The 15,475-nt window shown below is 73.1% G+C and carries 14 protein-coding genes and 1 pseudogene; 10 read left to right on the top strand and 5 right to left on the bottom strand.

All coding sequences use genetic code 11. The features are described from left to right. Window positions 1–41: 41 nt before the first annotated feature. Window positions 42–989, bottom strand: a complete 948-nt coding sequence (locus tag QUY26_RS03325; RefSeq protein ID WP_354670663.1) for a DeoR/GlpR family DNA-binding transcription regulator — start codon at window positions 987–989, stop codon at window positions 42–44. A 262-nt stretch (window positions 990–1,251) separates the two neighbouring features. On the opposite strand from QUY26_RS03325, the gene QUY26_RS03320 reads away from it, so the two are divergent. The 6 genes from QUY26_RS03320 (at window position 1,252) to QUY26_RS03295 (ending at window position 7,981) form a co-directional block, all read left to right on the top strand. Further along, window positions 1,252–2,556 (top strand): MFS transporter, encoded by a 1,305-nt coding sequence (locus tag QUY26_RS03320; protein ID WP_289943585.1) that lies wholly within the window; start codon window positions 1,252–1,254, stop codon window positions 2,554–2,556. 5 nt (window positions 2,557–2,561) lie between these two features. Continuing rightward, window positions 2,562–4,115 (top strand): FGGY-family carbohydrate kinase, encoded by a 1,554-nt coding sequence (locus QUY26_RS03315; RefSeq protein WP_289955444.1) that lies wholly within the window; start codon window positions 2,562–2,564, stop codon window positions 4,113–4,115. Then, complete coding sequence (locus tag QUY26_RS03310; RefSeq protein WP_289943584.1) at window positions 4,108–5,703, top strand: FGGY-family carbohydrate kinase; 1,596 nt, start codon at window positions 4,108–4,110, stop codon at window positions 5,701–5,703. The genes QUY26_RS03315 and QUY26_RS03310 overlap by 8 nt, the downstream gene beginning before the upstream one ends. After that, on the top strand, window positions 5,700–6,314 hold the full coding sequence (locus QUY26_RS03305; RefSeq protein WP_289943583.1) for a histidine phosphatase family protein: 615 nt from the start codon (window positions 5,700–5,702) through the stop codon (window positions 6,312–6,314). Before QUY26_RS03310 ends, QUY26_RS03305 begins: the two co-directional genes overlap by 4 nt. A gap of 46 nt (window positions 6,315–6,360) precedes the next feature. Further along, complete coding sequence (locus tag QUY26_RS03300; protein WP_289943582.1) at window positions 6,361–7,443, top strand: 2-hydroxyacid dehydrogenase; 1,083 nt, start codon at window positions 6,361–6,363, stop codon at window positions 7,441–7,443. Window positions 7,444–7,720: 277 nt separating this feature from the next. Further along, a complete protein-coding gene (locus tag QUY26_RS03295) occupies window positions 7,721–7,981 on the top strand; it encodes a hypothetical protein (protein WP_289943581.1) in 261 nt (86 codons plus the stop codon). Window positions 7,982–8,052: 71 nt separating this feature from the next. Here QUY26_RS03295 and QUY26_RS03290 read toward each other — a convergent pair whose 3' ends face one another. Further along, window positions 8,053–8,334, bottom strand: a complete 282-nt coding sequence (locus tag QUY26_RS03290) for a hypothetical protein (RefSeq protein ID WP_289943580.1) — start codon at window positions 8,332–8,334, stop codon at window positions 8,053–8,055. A 274-nt stretch (window positions 8,335–8,608) separates the two neighbouring features. On the opposite strand from QUY26_RS03290, the gene QUY26_RS03285 reads away from it, so the two are divergent. The 3 genes and pseudogenes from QUY26_RS03285 to QUY26_RS03275 all read left to right on the top strand — a co-directional run bounded on the left by QUY26_RS03285 (window position 8,609) and on the right by QUY26_RS03275 (window position 11,550). Next, on the top strand, window positions 8,609–9,517 hold the full coding sequence (locus QUY26_RS03285) for a phosphatidylinositol-specific phospholipase C/glycerophosphodiester phosphodiesterase family protein (RefSeq protein WP_289943579.1): 909 nt from the start codon (window positions 8,609–8,611) through the stop codon (window positions 9,515–9,517). A 127-nt stretch (window positions 9,518–9,644) separates the two neighbouring features. Then, window positions 9,645–9,839 (top strand): hypothetical protein, encoded by a 195-nt coding sequence (locus tag QUY26_RS03280; protein ID WP_190119224.1) that lies wholly within the window; start codon window positions 9,645–9,647, stop codon window positions 9,837–9,839. Between the two features lie 115 nt (window positions 9,840–9,954). Then, window positions 9,955–11,550 (top strand): annotated as a pseudogene (locus QUY26_RS03275) (hypothetical protein). A 35-nt stretch (window positions 11,551–11,585) separates the two neighbouring features. On the opposite strand, the gene QUY26_RS03270 reads toward QUY26_RS03275, so the two are convergent. From QUY26_RS03270 to QUY26_RS03260, 3 genes are all read right to left on the bottom strand, one after another. Then, the gene (locus tag QUY26_RS03270) at window positions 11,586–12,788 is read right to left on the bottom strand and encodes a phosphodiester glycosidase family protein (protein ID WP_289955442.1); all 1,203 of its coding nucleotides are present in this window, start codon (window positions 12,786–12,788) and stop codon (window positions 11,586–11,588) included. A gap of 150 nt (window positions 12,789–12,938) precedes the next feature. Beyond that, the gene (locus QUY26_RS03265; RefSeq protein ID WP_289943578.1) at window positions 12,939–13,295 is read right to left on the bottom strand and encodes a DUF779 domain-containing protein; all 357 of its coding nucleotides are present in this window, start codon (window positions 13,293–13,295) and stop codon (window positions 12,939–12,941) included. 209 nt (window positions 13,296–13,504) lie between these two features. Next, on the bottom strand, window positions 13,505–14,338 hold the full coding sequence (locus QUY26_RS03260; protein ID WP_289943577.1) for a hypothetical protein: 834 nt from the start codon (window positions 14,336–14,338) through the stop codon (window positions 13,505–13,507). Between the two features lie 203 nt (window positions 14,339–14,541). Here QUY26_RS03260 and QUY26_RS03255 point away from each other — a divergent pair, with 203 nt between their 5' ends. Then, window positions 14,542–15,465, top strand: a complete 924-nt coding sequence (locus tag QUY26_RS03255) for a hypothetical protein (RefSeq protein WP_289943576.1) — start codon at window positions 14,542–14,544, stop codon at window positions 15,463–15,465. Window positions 15,466–15,475 lie beyond the last annotated feature (10 nt).

The following is a 15,475-nucleotide window of genomic DNA, read 5'->3' as shown; positions in this document are numbered from 1 at the left end:
TCGTCCGCGGTCCGCCCCCCTACGACAGGGAGGATCTGCCCTCAGCCCCGCTCCACCACCAGCACCTCCGTCCCGCGTTCCCGCATCGCCCGGACCTCGTCCCGCGCCAGCCCGTCGTCCACGACCACCAGGTCGAAGTCGGTGACCGGCGCGAGCGCGTACAGGCCGTCGCGCGTGAACTTGGTGTGGTCGGCGAGCAGCACGCGGCGCGTGGCAGCCGCCATCATCGCCCGCTTGACCTGCACTGTCTCCGGTGACGTGTGATAGCAGCGGCCGCGCGTCACCGCCGTCGTCGACATGAACAGGACGTCCGCGCGGAACGCCGCCACGCTGTCGGCCGTGTGCAGGCCCATGAAGGCGTCGTAGGCGGGGAAGTAGGCACCGCCGAGCGCGATGAGGGAGACACCGGGCTCCTTGGCGAGTGCAGTGATCGCGGGCAGCGAGTTCGTGAGGACCGTGAGCGGGGTGTGCCCGGTCAGTTCCCGGGTCAGGTGCAGGCACGTCGTGCTGTCGTCGAGGAGGACCGTCTGGCCGGGGACGAGGAGGCGGGCCGCGGCGCGGGCCAGCCGCTGCTTCGTCCGGGCCATCGTCGTCATGCGCTCGGCGACGCTGCCGTGGAACTGCGCCGAGGGCAGGGCCGTCGCCCCGCCGCGCACCTTGCGCAGCCAGCCCTGCGACTGGAGGAAGTCCAGGTCGCGGTGGACGGTCATCAGACTCACGTCGAAGTCGTCGGCCAGGTCCGCGGCCCGCACGAAGCCGCCCGCGACCACCAGGTCCCGGATCCGGCGCCGCCGCCGCTCGCGCGCCTCGACACGGTCTCCGGGGGTGCCGGGGGAGGCGAGGTCTTCGGGGGATGCAAGGTCTTCGGAGCCTTCGGGGCCTCCGGAGCCTTCGGGGCCTCCGGAGCCTTCGGGGCCTCCGGGAGCGGCGGGCCCACCAGGCCCGCCGGGCTCGGTCCGGTCGGCCTCAGGCTGCTCGGGTCCGGTCATCACTCCGCCTCCCATCCCACGCCATGTGTGAAATCTCCGTGTGATGATCTCACGCCTATCACAGGGGCCGCGCACCCCCACCCCAGTACGGCAGCAGCCCCCACACCCCACCTCACGCGGTGCCCCACCCACCCCGCGTGAGGATTCGCGAACTGTTTGACGTGCCTTTTCGGCCAGTTGTTTGCTCTCTCCAGCCCAGTCGGGACCGGCCCGCCCAAGGGACGGCCGGACCGTCGAGATCACGCCCTCAGGGGGAGCTTCGATGACGAACAGCCCCGTGCCGCGTTCGCTCTTCACACGCGCCGGTGTCCCGCAGCCCCTCTCCTGGGGCTACCTCGGCCTGCTCGTCTTCATGACGGGCGTCGGCATCGAGGCCGGTTTCCTCTCGCCGTACCTGGAAGACCTCGGCATCCCGTCGTCGCAGGTCGCGATGGTGTTCACCGTGTACGGCGTGACGGGCGCCGTCGCCGGATGGCTGTCCGCCGCGCTCTCCGACCTGTGGGGTCCGCGCCGCGTGATGTGGCTCGGCCTCGGCGCCTTCGTGGTCACGCACGTCTTCTTCCTCGCCGTCGCCGTCCCCAGCAAGGCGTATCCGCTGCTCCTGCTCGGCTACGGCCTGCGCGGCCTCGCCTATCCGCTGTTCGCGTACGCGTTCCTCGTGTGGATCGCCGCGGTCGCGCCGCCGAAGCAGATGGGCAGCGCGATGGGCTGGTTCTGGTCGGCGTTCTCCGCCGGGCTGCCCACGCTCGGCTCGCTCACCGCGAGCCTGCTCATCCCGAGTGTGGGGGAGCGCGGCACCCTGTGGGCCGCCCTCGGCGTGGTCGTGGCCGGCGGGCTGCTCGCGCTGCTCCTGGTGCGGGAACCGACCGGGGCCGCGCGGCTCGCCCCGGCGGGGGAGAGCCCCCTGGCCGGGCTCGCCGGCAGCCTCACCATCCTCGTCCGGGAGCCGAGGGTGGGCGCCGGGGCCGTGGTGCGGATGCTGAACACCGCCTCGCAGTTCGGCTTTCTGGTGATGCTTCCGGCGTGGTTCCGGCACGAGGTCGGGCTCTCCAATGCCCAGTGGCTCAGACTCCTTGCCATCATGTTCGCCACGAACATCGTCACGAACCTGCTGTTCGGCGTCGTCGGGGACAAGATCGGCTGGCGCACGACGGTCGCGTGGTGCGGCGGCGTCGGCTGCACGGTCTCGACGCTGCTCCTGTACTACGTCCCGGCGGCGGCCGGCGCGCAGTACGCGCTGTGCGTCCTGGTCGCCGTCCTGTACGGCGCCACCCTCTCCGGCTACGTACCGCTGTCCGCCCTCATGACCGCCATCGCGCCCGCCCACAAGGGCCAGGCCATGGCCGCCCTCAACCTCGGGGCCGGTGCCTCCACGTTCGTCGGGCCGCTCGTCGTCAGCGTCTTCCGGGGGCCGCTCGGCGTGGGCGGCGTCGTCTGGATCTTCGCGGGGTTCCACGCGGTGAGCGCCGCCCTCACTCTCGTACTGAGGACCACGGCCGCGGACAGCGGCCCCGCCCCCAACGCCGTCGCGCACGCCGTCGCCACCCCCGCCACGAAGGGTCTGTGACCACCATGTCGGTACTCGCCATCGACGTCGGCACCACCATGATCAAGTCGGTCGTCTTCGACGACCAGGGCGGCGAACTCGCCGTCTCCCGGCTCGCCACCGAGGTGCAGCGCCGCCACCCCGGCTGGGCCGAGCAGGACATGGACACCGTGTGGAACGCCGTCGTCTACACCGTCCGCACCGCCCTGTCCGCCCTCGCCGAACGGCCCGGAGCGGCCGACCCCGTCTGGCTGGTGACGTTCACCGCGCAGGGCGACGGGGCCTGGCTCGTGGACGCGGCGGGGCGGCCCACCGGGCCCGCGATCCTGTGGTCCGACGGGCGCGCGGGCGACATCCTCACGCGCTGGGAGCGCGAAGGAGTCCTGCGGGAGGCGTTCCGCCGCAACGGCTCACTGACGTGCAGCGGCATGCCGAACGCGGTGTTCAGCTGGCTCGACGCCCACGACCCCGACCGCCTGGCCCGCTCCAGCGCCTCGCTGACGGCGGCGGGCTGGCTGTTCCTCAAGCTCACCGGCGTGCGAGCGATCGACGAGTCCGACGCGTCGGCGCCGTTCCTGGACCACACGACCGGCGACTACGACCCGGGGATCGTGGACCTTTTCGGCCTCACCGAGCACGCCCGGCTGCTGCCGAAGGTCCTCGGCGAGCACGAGCGCATCGCCGAGATCACCGGCGACGCGGCGGCCCAACTCGGCGTGCAGCCGGGCCTGCCGGTGGTGATGGCCCCGTACGACATCGCCTCCACCGCGCGCGGTGTCGGCGTCGTCAACCCCGGCCAGGCCTGCGGCATCCTCGGCACGACGCTGTGCACGGAGATCGTCCGCAAGGACGTCGACGCCACCGGGGAGCCGTCCGGCATCAACATCGCCTACCGGGGCCGCGAGCGCGTCCTGCGTGCCTTCCCGACCCTGAGCGGCGTCGAGGTGCTGTCCTGGGCCGCGCGCACCCTCCAGCTCGAAGGGCCGCCGGAACTGGGCGGGTTGGCGTTCTCCGCGCCGCCCGGAGCGCACGGCCTGATGTTCCTGCCGTATCTGTCCCCGGCCGGTGAGCGCGCGCCCTTCCTCGACCCGCGCGCCCGCGGCGCCTTCTGGGGCCTGTCCCTGGAGCACACCCCGGCCGACCTCGCCCGCGCCGTCTTCGACGGCCTCTCCCTGGTCGTCCGCGACTCGCTCGCCGCGTCCCGCACGACCGTCACCGAGCTGAGGCTGTGCGGCGGCGGCGCCAACAGCGACGACTGGTGCCGCCTCATCGCGGACGCCACCGGCGTGCCCACGGCCCGCTCGGGCGACACCGAACTCGGCGCCAAGGGCGCCTTCCTCACCGGTCTCGTGCTCACCGGCGCCGAGTCCAGCATGCACAGCGCCGCAGCCAAGTACGTGCGGATGCGCAGCAGTTGGGAGCCGGACCCGGAGCGTGCGCTGTTCTACGCCGAGTTGTACGAGGAGTTCCTGCGGTGGCGGACGCTCGCACGTGAGGCGGGGTGGACGGCGGCACCCCCCGGATCCCGTACCGCTGCCCCCGGATCCCGCACCGCACCGCAAGGAGCCCCCCGTGCCTGACCCCGCCCCCCGCCCGCCCCGTGACCCCGCCCGGCTCCCGCCCGAAGCCGTCTGGCTCGGCCTCGACCTCGGCACCCAGAGCGCCCGCTGTGTCGCCGTCGACTCCGCGGGCACCGTGCTCGCCGCCGCGTCCCGGCCGCTGACCAGCCACCGCGACGGCGTCCGCCACGAGCAGGACCCCGAGGAGTGGTGGACGGCGCTCACCGCCGCCTGCCGGGAGGCCACGGCCGCGCTCGACGACCCCGCCCGCGTCCGGGGCCTCGCCCTCGACGCCACCTCCGGCACCCTCCTGCTCGCCGACGAGCGGGGCGTCCCGCTGACGCCGGGCCTGATGTACGACGACGGGCGCGCCGGCGATGAGGCCGCCCGCGCCAACGCGGTCGGCGGCGCCGTCTGGGGCGAGCTCGGCTACCGCTCCATGCAGCCGTCCTGGGCGCTGCCCAAGCTCCTGTGGCTCCTCGACCACGCCCCGGCGGCGGCGCGCCCCGACGCCCGTCTCCTGCACCAGCCCGACCTCGTCACCTGGCGCCTGGCCGGGCGTCAGGTCGCGAGCGACGCCAGCCACGCCCTGAAGACCGGCTACCACCTCGTCGACGAACGCTGGCCCGCCGAGGAGTTCGCCGCGCTCGGCGTGCCCGCCCGGCTGCTGCCCGACGTGGCGCGTCCCGGCAGCGTCCTCGGCACCGTGTGCGCGGCGGCCGCCGAGGCCACCGGCATCCCCGCCGGGACCGCGATCGTCGCCGGGATGACGGACGGCTGCGCCGCGCAGATCGGCGCGGGCGCGCTGGCGCCCGGCGCGTGGAACTCGGTGCTCGGCACCACGCTCGTCCTCAAGGGCACGAGCCCGCACCTCGTCCGCGACCCGGGCGGGGTCGTCTACTGCCACCGCGGCCCCGGCGGCACCTGGCTGCCGGGCGGGGCGTCCAGCAGCGGAGCGGGCGCGCTCGCGCGGGAGTTCCCCGGCGCGGACCTCGCGCGGCTCACGGCGGCCGGGGCCGCCCTGGACGGGGACGCGGTCGCGTACCCGCTGGTGTCGAGCGGTGGCGAGCGCTTCCCGTTCCGGGCGGCGGACGCCACGCCCTTCGTCCTCGGCACCCCGCGCGGCGAGGCCGGGCTCTTCCACGCCCACCTGCTCGGCGTGGCCTGCGTGGAGCGGCTGTGCCTCGACTACCTGGACCGCATCGGCGCGCCCGTCGAGGGGCCGCTGACCCTCACGGGCGGCGGCGCGCGCAACGGCTACTGGAACCAGCTGCGCGCCGATGTGCTCGGCCGGGCGGTCCGCGTGCCCGAACAGGCCGAAGGGGCCGTCGGCATGGCCGTCCTCGCGGCGACGTCGAGCGGCGTGCCCGTGCGGGACGCTGCCGACGCGATGGTGCGCACCGGCGCCGAGATCCGCCCGGACCCGGCACGGACGGCCCGCTGGGCCCCGGTCTACCTCGGCTTCGTCGACGCGCTCGCCGCCCGCGGCTGGCTCGCTCCGGACGTCGCGGCCCACGCACGCGCGCGAGCACATCGGCCGCCGCGGACGGCGGCGGGACGGGCCGCGACGGACAACCCCCACCCCCGAGCAAGAGGAACAGCGCAGTGACCCACGTCATTCTCGTACGCCACGGCGAGACCGTCTGGCACGACGGCAACCGCTACGCGGGCCGCACCGACGTCGCGCTCACCCCGCGCGGCCGCCTCCAGGCCGCCGAACTCGCCGCCTGGGCGGCAGGGCAGCGCATCGACGCGGTGTTCAGCTCGCCCCTTTCGCGCGCGCGTCTGACGGCGGCGCCCGCGGGGGAGGCGCTCGGTCTCACCCCGAACGTCGACGAACGGCTCAGCGAGGTCGACTTCGGGCGCGGCGAGGGCCTCACCCGGGCGGAGATGCGCGACCGCTTCCCCGGCGAGCTGGACGCGTTCCTCGACGACCCCGTCGCCCACCATCTGCCCGACGGCGAGGACCCGCGCGAGGCCGCCGCACGCGCGAGCGCCTGCCTCGCCGACATCGCCGCCGCCTTCCCCGAAGGGCGGGTGCTCGTCGTCGCCCACTCGACGCTGCTGCGCCTGACCCTCTGCGACCAGCTCGGGATTCCCCTGCGCGAGTACCGCCGGGTGTTCCCGCACATGGACAACGGCACCCTCACCGAACTGCGCCTGCGCGACGGCCAGTCGTCGCTCCTGCGCTTCAACGCACCCGCGCACCCGGCGCACTGAGCCGGAGCCACCCCTGACCCGCCCGTACGCACAGAAAGAAGCCCTCATGAGCACCACCGGCCCTACCGACCCCACTGGTATCGGCGGCCTCACCGTCTTGGCCGCGGGCGACCACTTCGTCCTGCCGCGCCTGCTCGGCGAGGAGGTCCGCAGGGCCACCGACGGCGCCGCGACGATCCGCGAACTCACCCTGCCCTGGCCGCACACCCCCTTCGGCCCCGTCGGCGAGGTCATCGAGGCGTCCGGCACCGAGGACGAGCTGATCGCGGCGCTGGCAGGCGTCGAGGTGTGCGTGACGCAGATGGCGCCGCTGACCGAACGCGTCCTCGCGGCCTGCCCCGACCTCAAGCTGATGTGCGTCAGCCGGGGCGGACCCGTCAACGCCAACCTGGAGGCGGCGACCCGGCACGGTGTCGCTGTCTGCTACGCGCCCGGCCGCAACGCCGTCGCCACCGCGGAGCACACCCTCACCCTGCTCCTCGCGGCGGCCCGCGGCGTCGGCGACACGCACACCGACCTGCGCCTCGGGGTGTGGCGCGGCGACTACTACGACTACGACAACTGCGGCATCGAGATCGAGGGCGCGACCGTCGGTCTGGTCGGGTACGGCGCGATCGGCAGCCGGGTCGCGCGGATCCTGGTGGCGATGGGCGCCGAGGTTCTCGTCCACGATCCGTACGTGTCCGCGGAGGCGCTCGCCGGAGTCGGCGAACAGGTCACGCTCGACGAGCTGTTGACGCGTTCCCGCATCGTCTCCCTGCACGCCCGCGTGACCGACGAGACCAAGGGCATGATCGGCGCCGAGCAGATCGCCCGCATGCCGCGCGGCTCGGTCCTCGTCAACTGCGCCCGCGGCGCGCTCCTCGACTACGACGCCGTGTGCGACGCGCTGGACAGCGGACAGCTCGCAGGCGCGGCCTTCGACGTCTACCCACAGGAGCCCGTCCCCGCCGACTCCCGTTTTCTGTCCACCCCCGGCATCGTCATGACCCCCCACATCGCGGGCGCCAGCCAGGAAGTCGCCCACAAGGCGGCCCGCATCGTCGCCGCGGAAGTAGGCCGCTACCTCCGCGGCGAACCACTGGCCCACTGCGCCAACCCGGAGGTCACGGTGAACCGGACGCGGTGAACGCACGGGGGCACGACGCCAACTCGCGGGCCAGTACTGGCGGGACGACGTCGTACCGCGCTGCGCAAGATCGCAGACTTGCCCCTGGGTGACCAAGCCGAACTCATTCCGTGCGGAAGTGCACGTACCAGTCGACTACTAGGGACTCGCCGTGGAGAACTATGACGACAGTCAAGTCCCGGTTCCGTTCCCCGAAGGCTGGGCACAGGGCCCCTTTCGGACAGCACACCCCGGGCGGCTCTTTTTCACCAGCGCGGGCCACACCCACAGCGCGAGCATGACGATCGAAGTCTGGGACCGGCCGGTTCCCGTGCCGCCCGGCGCCCGGGAGGAATCCGAACTCACCGAGATCCGCCGCACTTCGGGGAAACTCCAGGCCCGCGGCCTGACCAGCGGCGCGTGGCCCGCCCCGGTGCGTCTGCCCGGCCGGCCCGAGACCTGGACCGTTCGTGCGGTGTGCGGAGGTCGGACCGAAGTCGCCGCGCGATCACGGGACCGAGCCGTCGAAGGAGTCGAGCAGTACCTGCTCCAGCTCTGACCCAAGACCTGAACCAGCAGGGCCGAGGACGTGACCACGTAGCGTGCCCAGCCGTCGGCCCCCAGGTGACATCATGTTGTTGTCTTCATGAGGAAGCCGTCGTCCGGCCCGTCGATCACGCGATTCTTGTCGTAGTACTGAGCGAGCAGAATTCCTGCAGCGCCGCCGGACTTCTTCGGCAGCGCCCGCACGCTGAAGTTCCTCTTGTGGAATCGCGGGTCATATTCCGATGCGGCCGCGCCCTCGTAGGTGGTCTTCGTCGGGTACTCGTCGCACGACTCGATCGGCACCGGCAGATCAGCGGGCAGCTGCATCAACGCCTCCAGTGCGGGCGTGTCCAGCAGCGGCGCCACCCCACCCCTACCAGTATCCATAGTCGTCATCGCTGGGGAGGGGCGTTGGGCGCCTCGGCCCGAGCGGATGACGTCTCCGGGCGTTCCCCCAGCGTGCACGGGCAGGCCACTTGATGGCCCCGGCGCTGCAACAAGTTTGGCCTGACCTGTCGTTGGGTCGCAGTGCCCGGAGGCTGTGGGCGGGGTAGAACGCCCGGAGCCTCATACTCACTGAGGCTCCGGCCACCGCCGGATGCGCCCCCCGTCCCCTCGTGACCCCGGGAGAGAACCCCTCATGGCCCCCTTCACCCGCCGCAGAGCCCTGGGCACCCTCGGTGCCGCTTTCGCGGCTGTCGCCGCAGTGCCCCAACTCGCCCACGCCGCCGACCGGTCCCCGGGCGGTCAGTCGCCGTCCGCCGCCCGGCCCGCCGGGGCGGCCGGCCACCCCCGCCTCCGCCCTCTCGCCCAGGCCCACGCACACAACGACTACGAGCACCCGCGGCCCCTCCTGGACGCGCTCGACCACCGGTTCACCAGTGTCGAGGCCGACATCTTCCTCGTCGGTGGCAAGCTCCTGGTCGCGCACGACCCGGAGGACCTGGACCCGAAGCGCACCCTCGAATCGCTGTACCTGGACCCGCTGGCGGCCCGCGTCCGGGCGAACCACGGCTCGGTGTACCGGCGGTGGCACGGTGAGTTCCAGCTGCTCGTCGACATCAAGACCGAGGGTGCGTCGACGTACCGTGAACTGGACCTGGTCCTGCGCCGCTACCGGCACTTGTTCACCACGTACGCGCACGGCAAGGTCCGCCGGGCCGCCGTCACCGCCGTGATCTCCGGTGACCGCGCGGCCCGTGCGCCGATGGAGGCCCAGCGGGTCCGGCGTGCCTTCTACGACGGCCGTCTCGCCGATCTCGGTACCGCGGCGCCCGCCTCGTTCATCCCGCTCATCAGCGACAACTGGTCACTCAACTTCACCTGGCAGGGTGTCGGCGCGATCCCGCCCGCCGAGCGCCAGAAGCTGCGGGACATCGTCTCCGCCGCCCACCGGCGCGGGCAGCGCGTCCGCTTCTGGGCCACGCCCGACCTCGCGGGACCGCAGCGCGACGCGGTGTGGAGCGAACTGCTCGCCGCCGGGGTCGACCACCTCAACACCGACGACCTGGCCGGGCTCCAGCGGTTCCTGGACGCGCGCGGAAGGTAACGGCCAAGCCCTCGCTCTCCCACGGAACCACCCGTCCGGCGGACACACATCTCACTCGGACAAACCCTCCGCTACGCCACACTTGCCGCCGAAAGCCGTGATTCCGGCGTGGCGGAGGAGGTCCGTGATGGCCGTTTCGATTTCCGTGGGGCTGCTGCTCCTGATCCTGGCCGTGGTCGTGCTGCGCCACGGCCGGATGAAGGTGTCGCACGCCGTGATCTGCGGCCTGCTCGGCTTCTACCTCGCGAGCACCAGCGTGGCGCCCACGATCCACAACGGCATGACCGCGACGGCGGACATCGTCAGCGGCATCCATCCGTGACGTTCCCGCTGCCGGGCCCTCGCGGTGCGGTCGCTCCCCGCATGATCGTTGTGGCCGCCTGAACAACTCCCTTATGCGCATGGACACTTCACGGGACCGGCCCTAGCTTCGGGCCATGCCACGCCTTACCCGAAGTAACCGCGGCCGGGCCCTCGCGCTGTGCCTCACCCTGACGGCGGCCGTCCTGCCCGCCCTCGCCGCCCCGGCGCACGCCGACGAGATCCCCAACGCCCCCGGCCACCGGCTCGTCGCCCCGTACACCGGACAGCCCGCCCCCGCCCGCCCCGTCCCGGGCGACCCGCCGCCCCAGCACCCCCGTCTCGCCGCCAACGGCCGCAGCGGCATGCACGCCGACGCTGCGGGCAGCGGCACTTACCCCTGGCACGGCCCGCTCGGCCGGCAACCGAAGGTGACCAGCGAGAAGATGGCCGCGCTCGGCGGGGAGTGCGCGACCGTCACCTTCGACAAGGACGGGCGGATCGTCACCGTCTGCGGCACGTTCTCGGGCTTCCTCGTGAAACTGCTCGACCCCGGGAGTCTGCGCACCCTCGCCGAGTACAAGCTGCCGCAGCGCCCCTCCACCATCGAGGCCATCACCCGGCTCGACTTCTCGAAGATCTTCAAGGACACGTCCGGCGGCGCCTACTCCTACCTCGACGACGAGGACCGGCTCGTCCTCGCCGACTCCCGGTAGCACATCGTGCGGCTGGCGCACGAACGCGCCCCCGACGGCACCTGGAGGTTCGTCGTCGAGAAGGACTGGGACCTGACCGCGCACGTCCCGCACGACTGCGTGTCGTGGACGAACCTGTACCCGAGCGGCACCTGCGACCCGGTCACCTCCGTCATGCCCGACTGGGACGGCCGGATCTGGTGGGTGACCCGGCAGGGCCGCGTCGGCACCGTCGACCCCGACAACGGCGCGATCCGCTCGATGCGGCTCGAGGGCGAGGAGATCCAGAACTCGTTCTCCGTCGCCGAGGACGGCGTCTCGATCGTCTCCGACCACGCCCTGTACAGCTTCGAGGCCGCCGCCGACGGCACCCCGAAGGTCCTCTGGCGCCGCACCTACGACCGCGGCACCGGCGCCAAACCCGGCTCGGTGAACCAGGGTTCGGGCACCACGCCCGACCTCTTCGGCACCGACGAGGACTACGTGGCCATCACCGACAACGCCGATGACCGCATGCACGTCCTCGTCTTCCGCCGCGACCCGGACGTGCCCGAGAGCCGCCGACTGGTCTGCCAGGTACCCGTGTTCGGCTCCGGCGCGTCGACCACCGACAACTCCCTGATCAGCCACGGCGACAGCCTCGTCGTCGAGAACAACTACGGCTACGAGAACATCACGTCGCTCACCTTCGGCCGCAGCGTCGTCGGCGGCGTCAGCCGCATCGACGTGCGCGAGGACGGCAGCGGCTGCGACACCGTGTGGGAGAGCCCCGTGCGCTCGCCCTCCACCGTCCCCAAGCTGTCCACCACCAACGGACTGCTGTACTTCTACACGAAGGAACCCCACTCCCTCGGCATCGACGCCTGGTACCTGACCGCGGTCGACTTCCGCACCGGCGAACCCCGCTGGAAGCGGCTCACCGGCACGGGCGTCGCGTACGACAACAACTGGGCGCCCGTGACGCTCGGCCCGGACGGCACGGCGTACGTCGGGGTGTTCAACGGGCTTGTGGGGGTGCGGGACGAGCCGTCACCGTGAGGAGGGCGTCCCGCACTCCGACCTCGGGCCAGGGCCTAGCCGCGCGAGAACACCGCGATGCCGTTGGGGACCGGGCGTTCCGCGCCGCCGCTCGGATGGTTGCGGACCGAGACGGCGGGTGCGCCCGGCTCCCGCGCCGCGAGCGTGCTGGAGCCGCCGCCGTCCAGGCTGAAGCCGTCGTCGGCGCCGAGGGCCCGCAAGGAGGCGGCGACCTCGGCGATCGTCAGACCGGCGCGGAACTCGGGGGCGCCGTCCAGGGCGACGAGGTACAGCCGCTTGCCGTCGGCGGAGATCCCCGCCGAGGTGCGCACCGCCGCGACCCGGTTGTCGAGCCCGGGCAGCGGCGCCCCGTCGCGCAGCAGCGGATAGCCGCCGAGCGCGAAGCTGTACGGAACGCGGGACGCCGCCGCGACCAGGCGGTGGCGCACCCGCACCGGCTCGCCCAGCGACAGCTTCCGCAGCTCCTGCGCGCCCGCCTCACGGCCGACGAGGACGGTGGTGCCCTCGGCGATGGGGCCGCGGCCCGGAGTGTCGGCCCGGTTCACGACCCGGCCGTGACGCACCGTCACCTCGTGGGTGTCGGTGCTGCACGGCGCGCCCCGGTCGGTGTCGGTGCCGCAGGTGGCCCGCACCCGCGAGGTCACGCCCCAGGCGCTGGTGAAGGCGCCGATGGAACCCTCCGCGAGCGCGTACTGGTTGAGTCCGCGCAGCGGCAGCCGGCCCGACCGGGTGCGGATCCGGCCGTCCAGGGTCATGCGGTCGAGCCTGGCCCTGCGGTCGATGCCCACGCCCAGGACGTCCTCGGTGGACGTGCCGGGCGGCAGGGCGGGGCCGAAGCGCTGGCCGTCGGGGACCGCGGCCTTGAGGTGACGGCCGGAGGCGACGGCGGGGCCGACGGGAGCGCCGGTCGCCTCCACCCCGGGGTGCTGGGTCTCGGTGATGTTGAAGAAGTCGCCGTTCACGCCCGCGACGGCCCCGGCGGTGTCGGCCATCGCGGACACGGTCTGGCGGGCGCCGACCGCGCCGGGGTGGAGCAGCCCGAGGCGGACCCGCGGCTCCCGCAGGTCCACCTCCAGGACGTGCGCGTGCGCCGGGCCGCGCGGGGTCGCGATGTCGAAGTCCCGGTACTCCACGCCGGGCGCGATGAGCGTGCCCGCCGACGTGTCGTTGCCGGAAGCGCCGCTGGCCGGTGCCGCCCCCGTGAGGGCGGCACCGGCCAGCGTGGTGAGGACGGTCAGAACGGCGAGGGGGCCTCTTCGGGCCGTCCGTCGCCGGGTGCCGGTTCTGCGCCGGTCACTAGGTCGCGTACACCGTGTCACAGGTCCCCCTCGTCTCGGACGGGCTGCCAACTGTCCCAGTGGCAGGAGGAGTTGACCAGACGGCGGTGGCTACGTCCCGACGAGCCGGGAACGGATCAGGAAACGCACGCCTTCGGGCGCCTCCAGGGAGAAGCCGCTGCCCCGGCCCTCCACGACGTCCACGATGAGCCGGGTGTGGCTCCACACCTCGTACTGGCTCCTGGACATCCAGAACCGTACTGGCTCGGCCACCCCCACCACGTCGAGCGACGCGAGCAGGACGTCGGAGTCACCCGTGCGGAACTCCCCGTCGGGGTAGCACATCGGCGCGCTGCCGTCGCAGCAGCCGCCGGACTGATGGAACATCAGCGGGCCGTGGGCTGCCCGCAGCCGCCGCAGCAGGTCGGCGGCGGCAGCGGTGAGTTCCACGCGCGGGGTGTCGGCCATGGGCGATCGCACTCCTCCGGACGGTGGGCGCCGCGCCGTGGCGGCGCGGCCCGTCCAGTCAACGCGGCAGGACGTTGCGAGGGGGTTGCGGCGGCCGCGTGCGGCAGGGGCGGGGCACGCCAGGCAGAGGTGAGGCGGGCGCCCCCCAGGCCGCCCGCCCCAGTGCCGGTGCGTCATCGCGTGCCGGCGGGTCATCGCATGCCGGCGGGTCAGCCGATCGGCTCGCGCATGTCCTCGCGCACCCTGAGCGTCGTCTTCGCGAGCTCGTCGAGGTCGATGTCCTTCGGGTCCTGCGTCGCGCTCTCGGGGGTGACGAGGCCCACGGCCGCGCCGGTGTTGTCATCGGCCCAGGCGCACAGCGGAACGTTGCTCGTCACGCCGTTCTGCGAGGACTTGAGCACCTGGCAGCGCACGGTGAGGTCGGCGCCCTCGGGGGTGATGTCCCGCGCGGGGACGGCGACCGAGGCGCCCTCCGCGTCGGCGGAGCCCTCCATCAGGTCCGAACGCGCCTTGCCGGGGTCCTTGAAGCGCCCGTACATCCCGGAGACCACGAGCGCGTTCCGCGAGAACGTGCCCCTGCCGTTGAACTGGCCGACGACCGCCTTCGGGTCCCGGACGTTGGAGCGGTTCTTGTTCTCCTCGACCACCTTCCGGCCCGCCGTGTCGGAGAGGTCCTGCGCGAGCTTGTAGGTCCCGTTGAGCAGCTTGCCCGGCATGCGCAGCCGGTACTTTGCCTCCGGGAACCCGGCATCCGTGCTGCTGCCGATCACGGCGAGCGCGACGAGGATCACGATGACGGCGCCCACGACACCGCCGACGATGCCGAGGATCCTGCCCGTGCGGCGTCCGCCCTGCGGCGGCCCGCCGTACGGCGCACCCCAGGGAGCGGGCCCGGGAGCAGCGGGATAAGGAGTGTGCTGGCCGTGGGGCGGCGCCTGCCCCGGGTGCTGCGGCTGGGCGTACGGCGACGGCGGGGGCTGCTGCCCGTAGGGACCCTGGGCGGGGCCGAACCCCTGGGGTGGCGGCGGTGGCGGCGTGGACATGCCGACACGCTACGTCACAGTTGTGACGGTACGACAACCGGCCCTGCGGCGTCGCGGTCGGCGCCGGGGGAGGGGGTGGCGGGCTTGCGCCTCCGGTCGGTCTCGGACACCGGTCGACACGGTTGTACCGGGATGGGTTCAAGGTGCGTGCTGTTGCAGTCATATGCCCGGGCGAGGGATCGAGGGACGGCATGCTGCGCGGGATGGGCGTACAGGATGTGCACACGGCTCTCACTGCGTTGGGAGCGGCCTTCTCGGGGGCGGCGGCGCTCGCCGCTGTCATGGTGGCGCGCTGGCAGACGGTGTTCGGACGGAGGGTCGCCCTGGAGTCGCTCCGCTCGCAGGCGGCCGTGGAGCGGCAGTTGCGGCTCGAAGCGCAGCGGTGCGAGGCGTGGACGGTGTTCCTGCGCGCGTCGGACGCGTTCACCGACGTGGTGTGGCGGCTCGGGGAGATCGACGCGCGGTCCCGTGAGGAGGTGCTGCGGTCCAGGAGCGAGGCCCTGACGGAGGCGTGTTCGGGGCTGCGGGTGCTCGGTCCCGAGTGCGTCGTGCGGCACGCGGAGGCGGTGCGGGAGCGGTGCGCGCGCATGGAGCGGTACGCCGCCCGGCGGGCCGTGGTGCGGTCCGCGCTGCGCGCCCTGGAACGACGGTGGTGTCCGGGCAACGCCGAGTGGTGCGAGGACGAGGCGCACGGCTGTGCCTTCGTCGCCCACGACGTGCTGGAGAAGTGGGCCGACAGGGACGAAGGCGACCGCCCCGACGACCTGGGCTTCCTGGAGTACCTGATCAGGGAGAGCGGAGTCCTGGCGGACGACGGCGCGCCGGTGGAGAGCGGCGTCCTCACGGAGGACGACCTGCGGCGGCTGCTCGCCGTCGCGGGCAACCCCGTGTCCTGGGACCACCTCGTCGCCGAGGACCGCTGGCTGCGGCCGCGCACCGGATACGACGAGGAGCGGGGCGCGTTCATCGCGTCGGTGCGGGCCTTGTCGGCGGACGGTGGGGAATCGGAGGCGGGGCGCACGCGCGGGCAGGCGGCGGTCTTGCGGGGTTCGTCCGACGACGGTGTTCCAGGGCGCGGTCGAGGGGCGGGGCGGCGACTCCACGCGGGCCCACCGGGCAGGCCCTAGGCTTCGACCG

Origin of the sequence: Streptomyces flavofungini, assembly GCF_030388665.1 — a bacterium.
Classification (GTDB): Bacteria; Actinomycetota; Actinomycetes; order Streptomycetales; family Streptomycetaceae; genus Streptomyces; species Streptomyces flavofungini_A.
Note: the sequence above shows the minus strand (reverse complement) of the source record. Positions and strands in the feature narration are given on the sequence as shown.

Coding starts and splice junctions, on each gene's coding strand:
- QUY26_RS03325 (WP_354670663.1), bottom strand. CDS start 989: ATGACCGGACCCGAGCAGCCTGAGGCCGACCGGACCGAGCCCGGCGGG.
- QUY26_RS03320 (WP_289943585.1), top strand. CDS start 1,252: ATGACGAACAGCCCCGTGCCGCGTTCGCTCTTCACACGCGCCGGTGTC.
- QUY26_RS03315 (WP_289955444.1), top strand. CDS start 2,562: ATGTCGGTACTCGCCATCGACGTCGGCACCACCATGATCAAGTCGGTC.
- QUY26_RS03300 (WP_289943582.1), top strand. CDS start 6,361: ATGAGCACCACCGGCCCTACCGACCCCACTGGTATCGGCGGCCTCACC.
- QUY26_RS03295 (WP_289943581.1), top strand. CDS start 7,721: ATGACGATCGAAGTCTGGGACCGGCCGGTTCCCGTGCCGCCCGGCGCC.
- QUY26_RS03285 (WP_289943579.1), top strand. CDS start 8,609: ATGGCCCCCTTCACCCGCCGCAGAGCCCTGGGCACCCTCGGTGCCGCT.
- QUY26_RS03280 (WP_190119224.1), top strand. CDS start 9,645: ATGGCCGTTTCGATTTCCGTGGGGCTGCTGCTCCTGATCCTGGCCGTG.
- QUY26_RS03265 (WP_289943578.1), bottom strand. CDS start 13,295: ATGGCCGACACCCCGCGCGTGGAACTCACCGCTGCCGCCGCCGACCTG.
- QUY26_RS03260 (WP_289943577.1), bottom strand. CDS start 14,338: ATGTCCACGCCGCCACCGCCGCCACCCCAGGGGTTCGGCCCCGCCCAG.
- QUY26_RS03255 (WP_289943576.1), top strand. CDS start 14,542: ATGGGCGTACAGGATGTGCACACGGCTCTCACTGCGTTGGGAGCGGCC.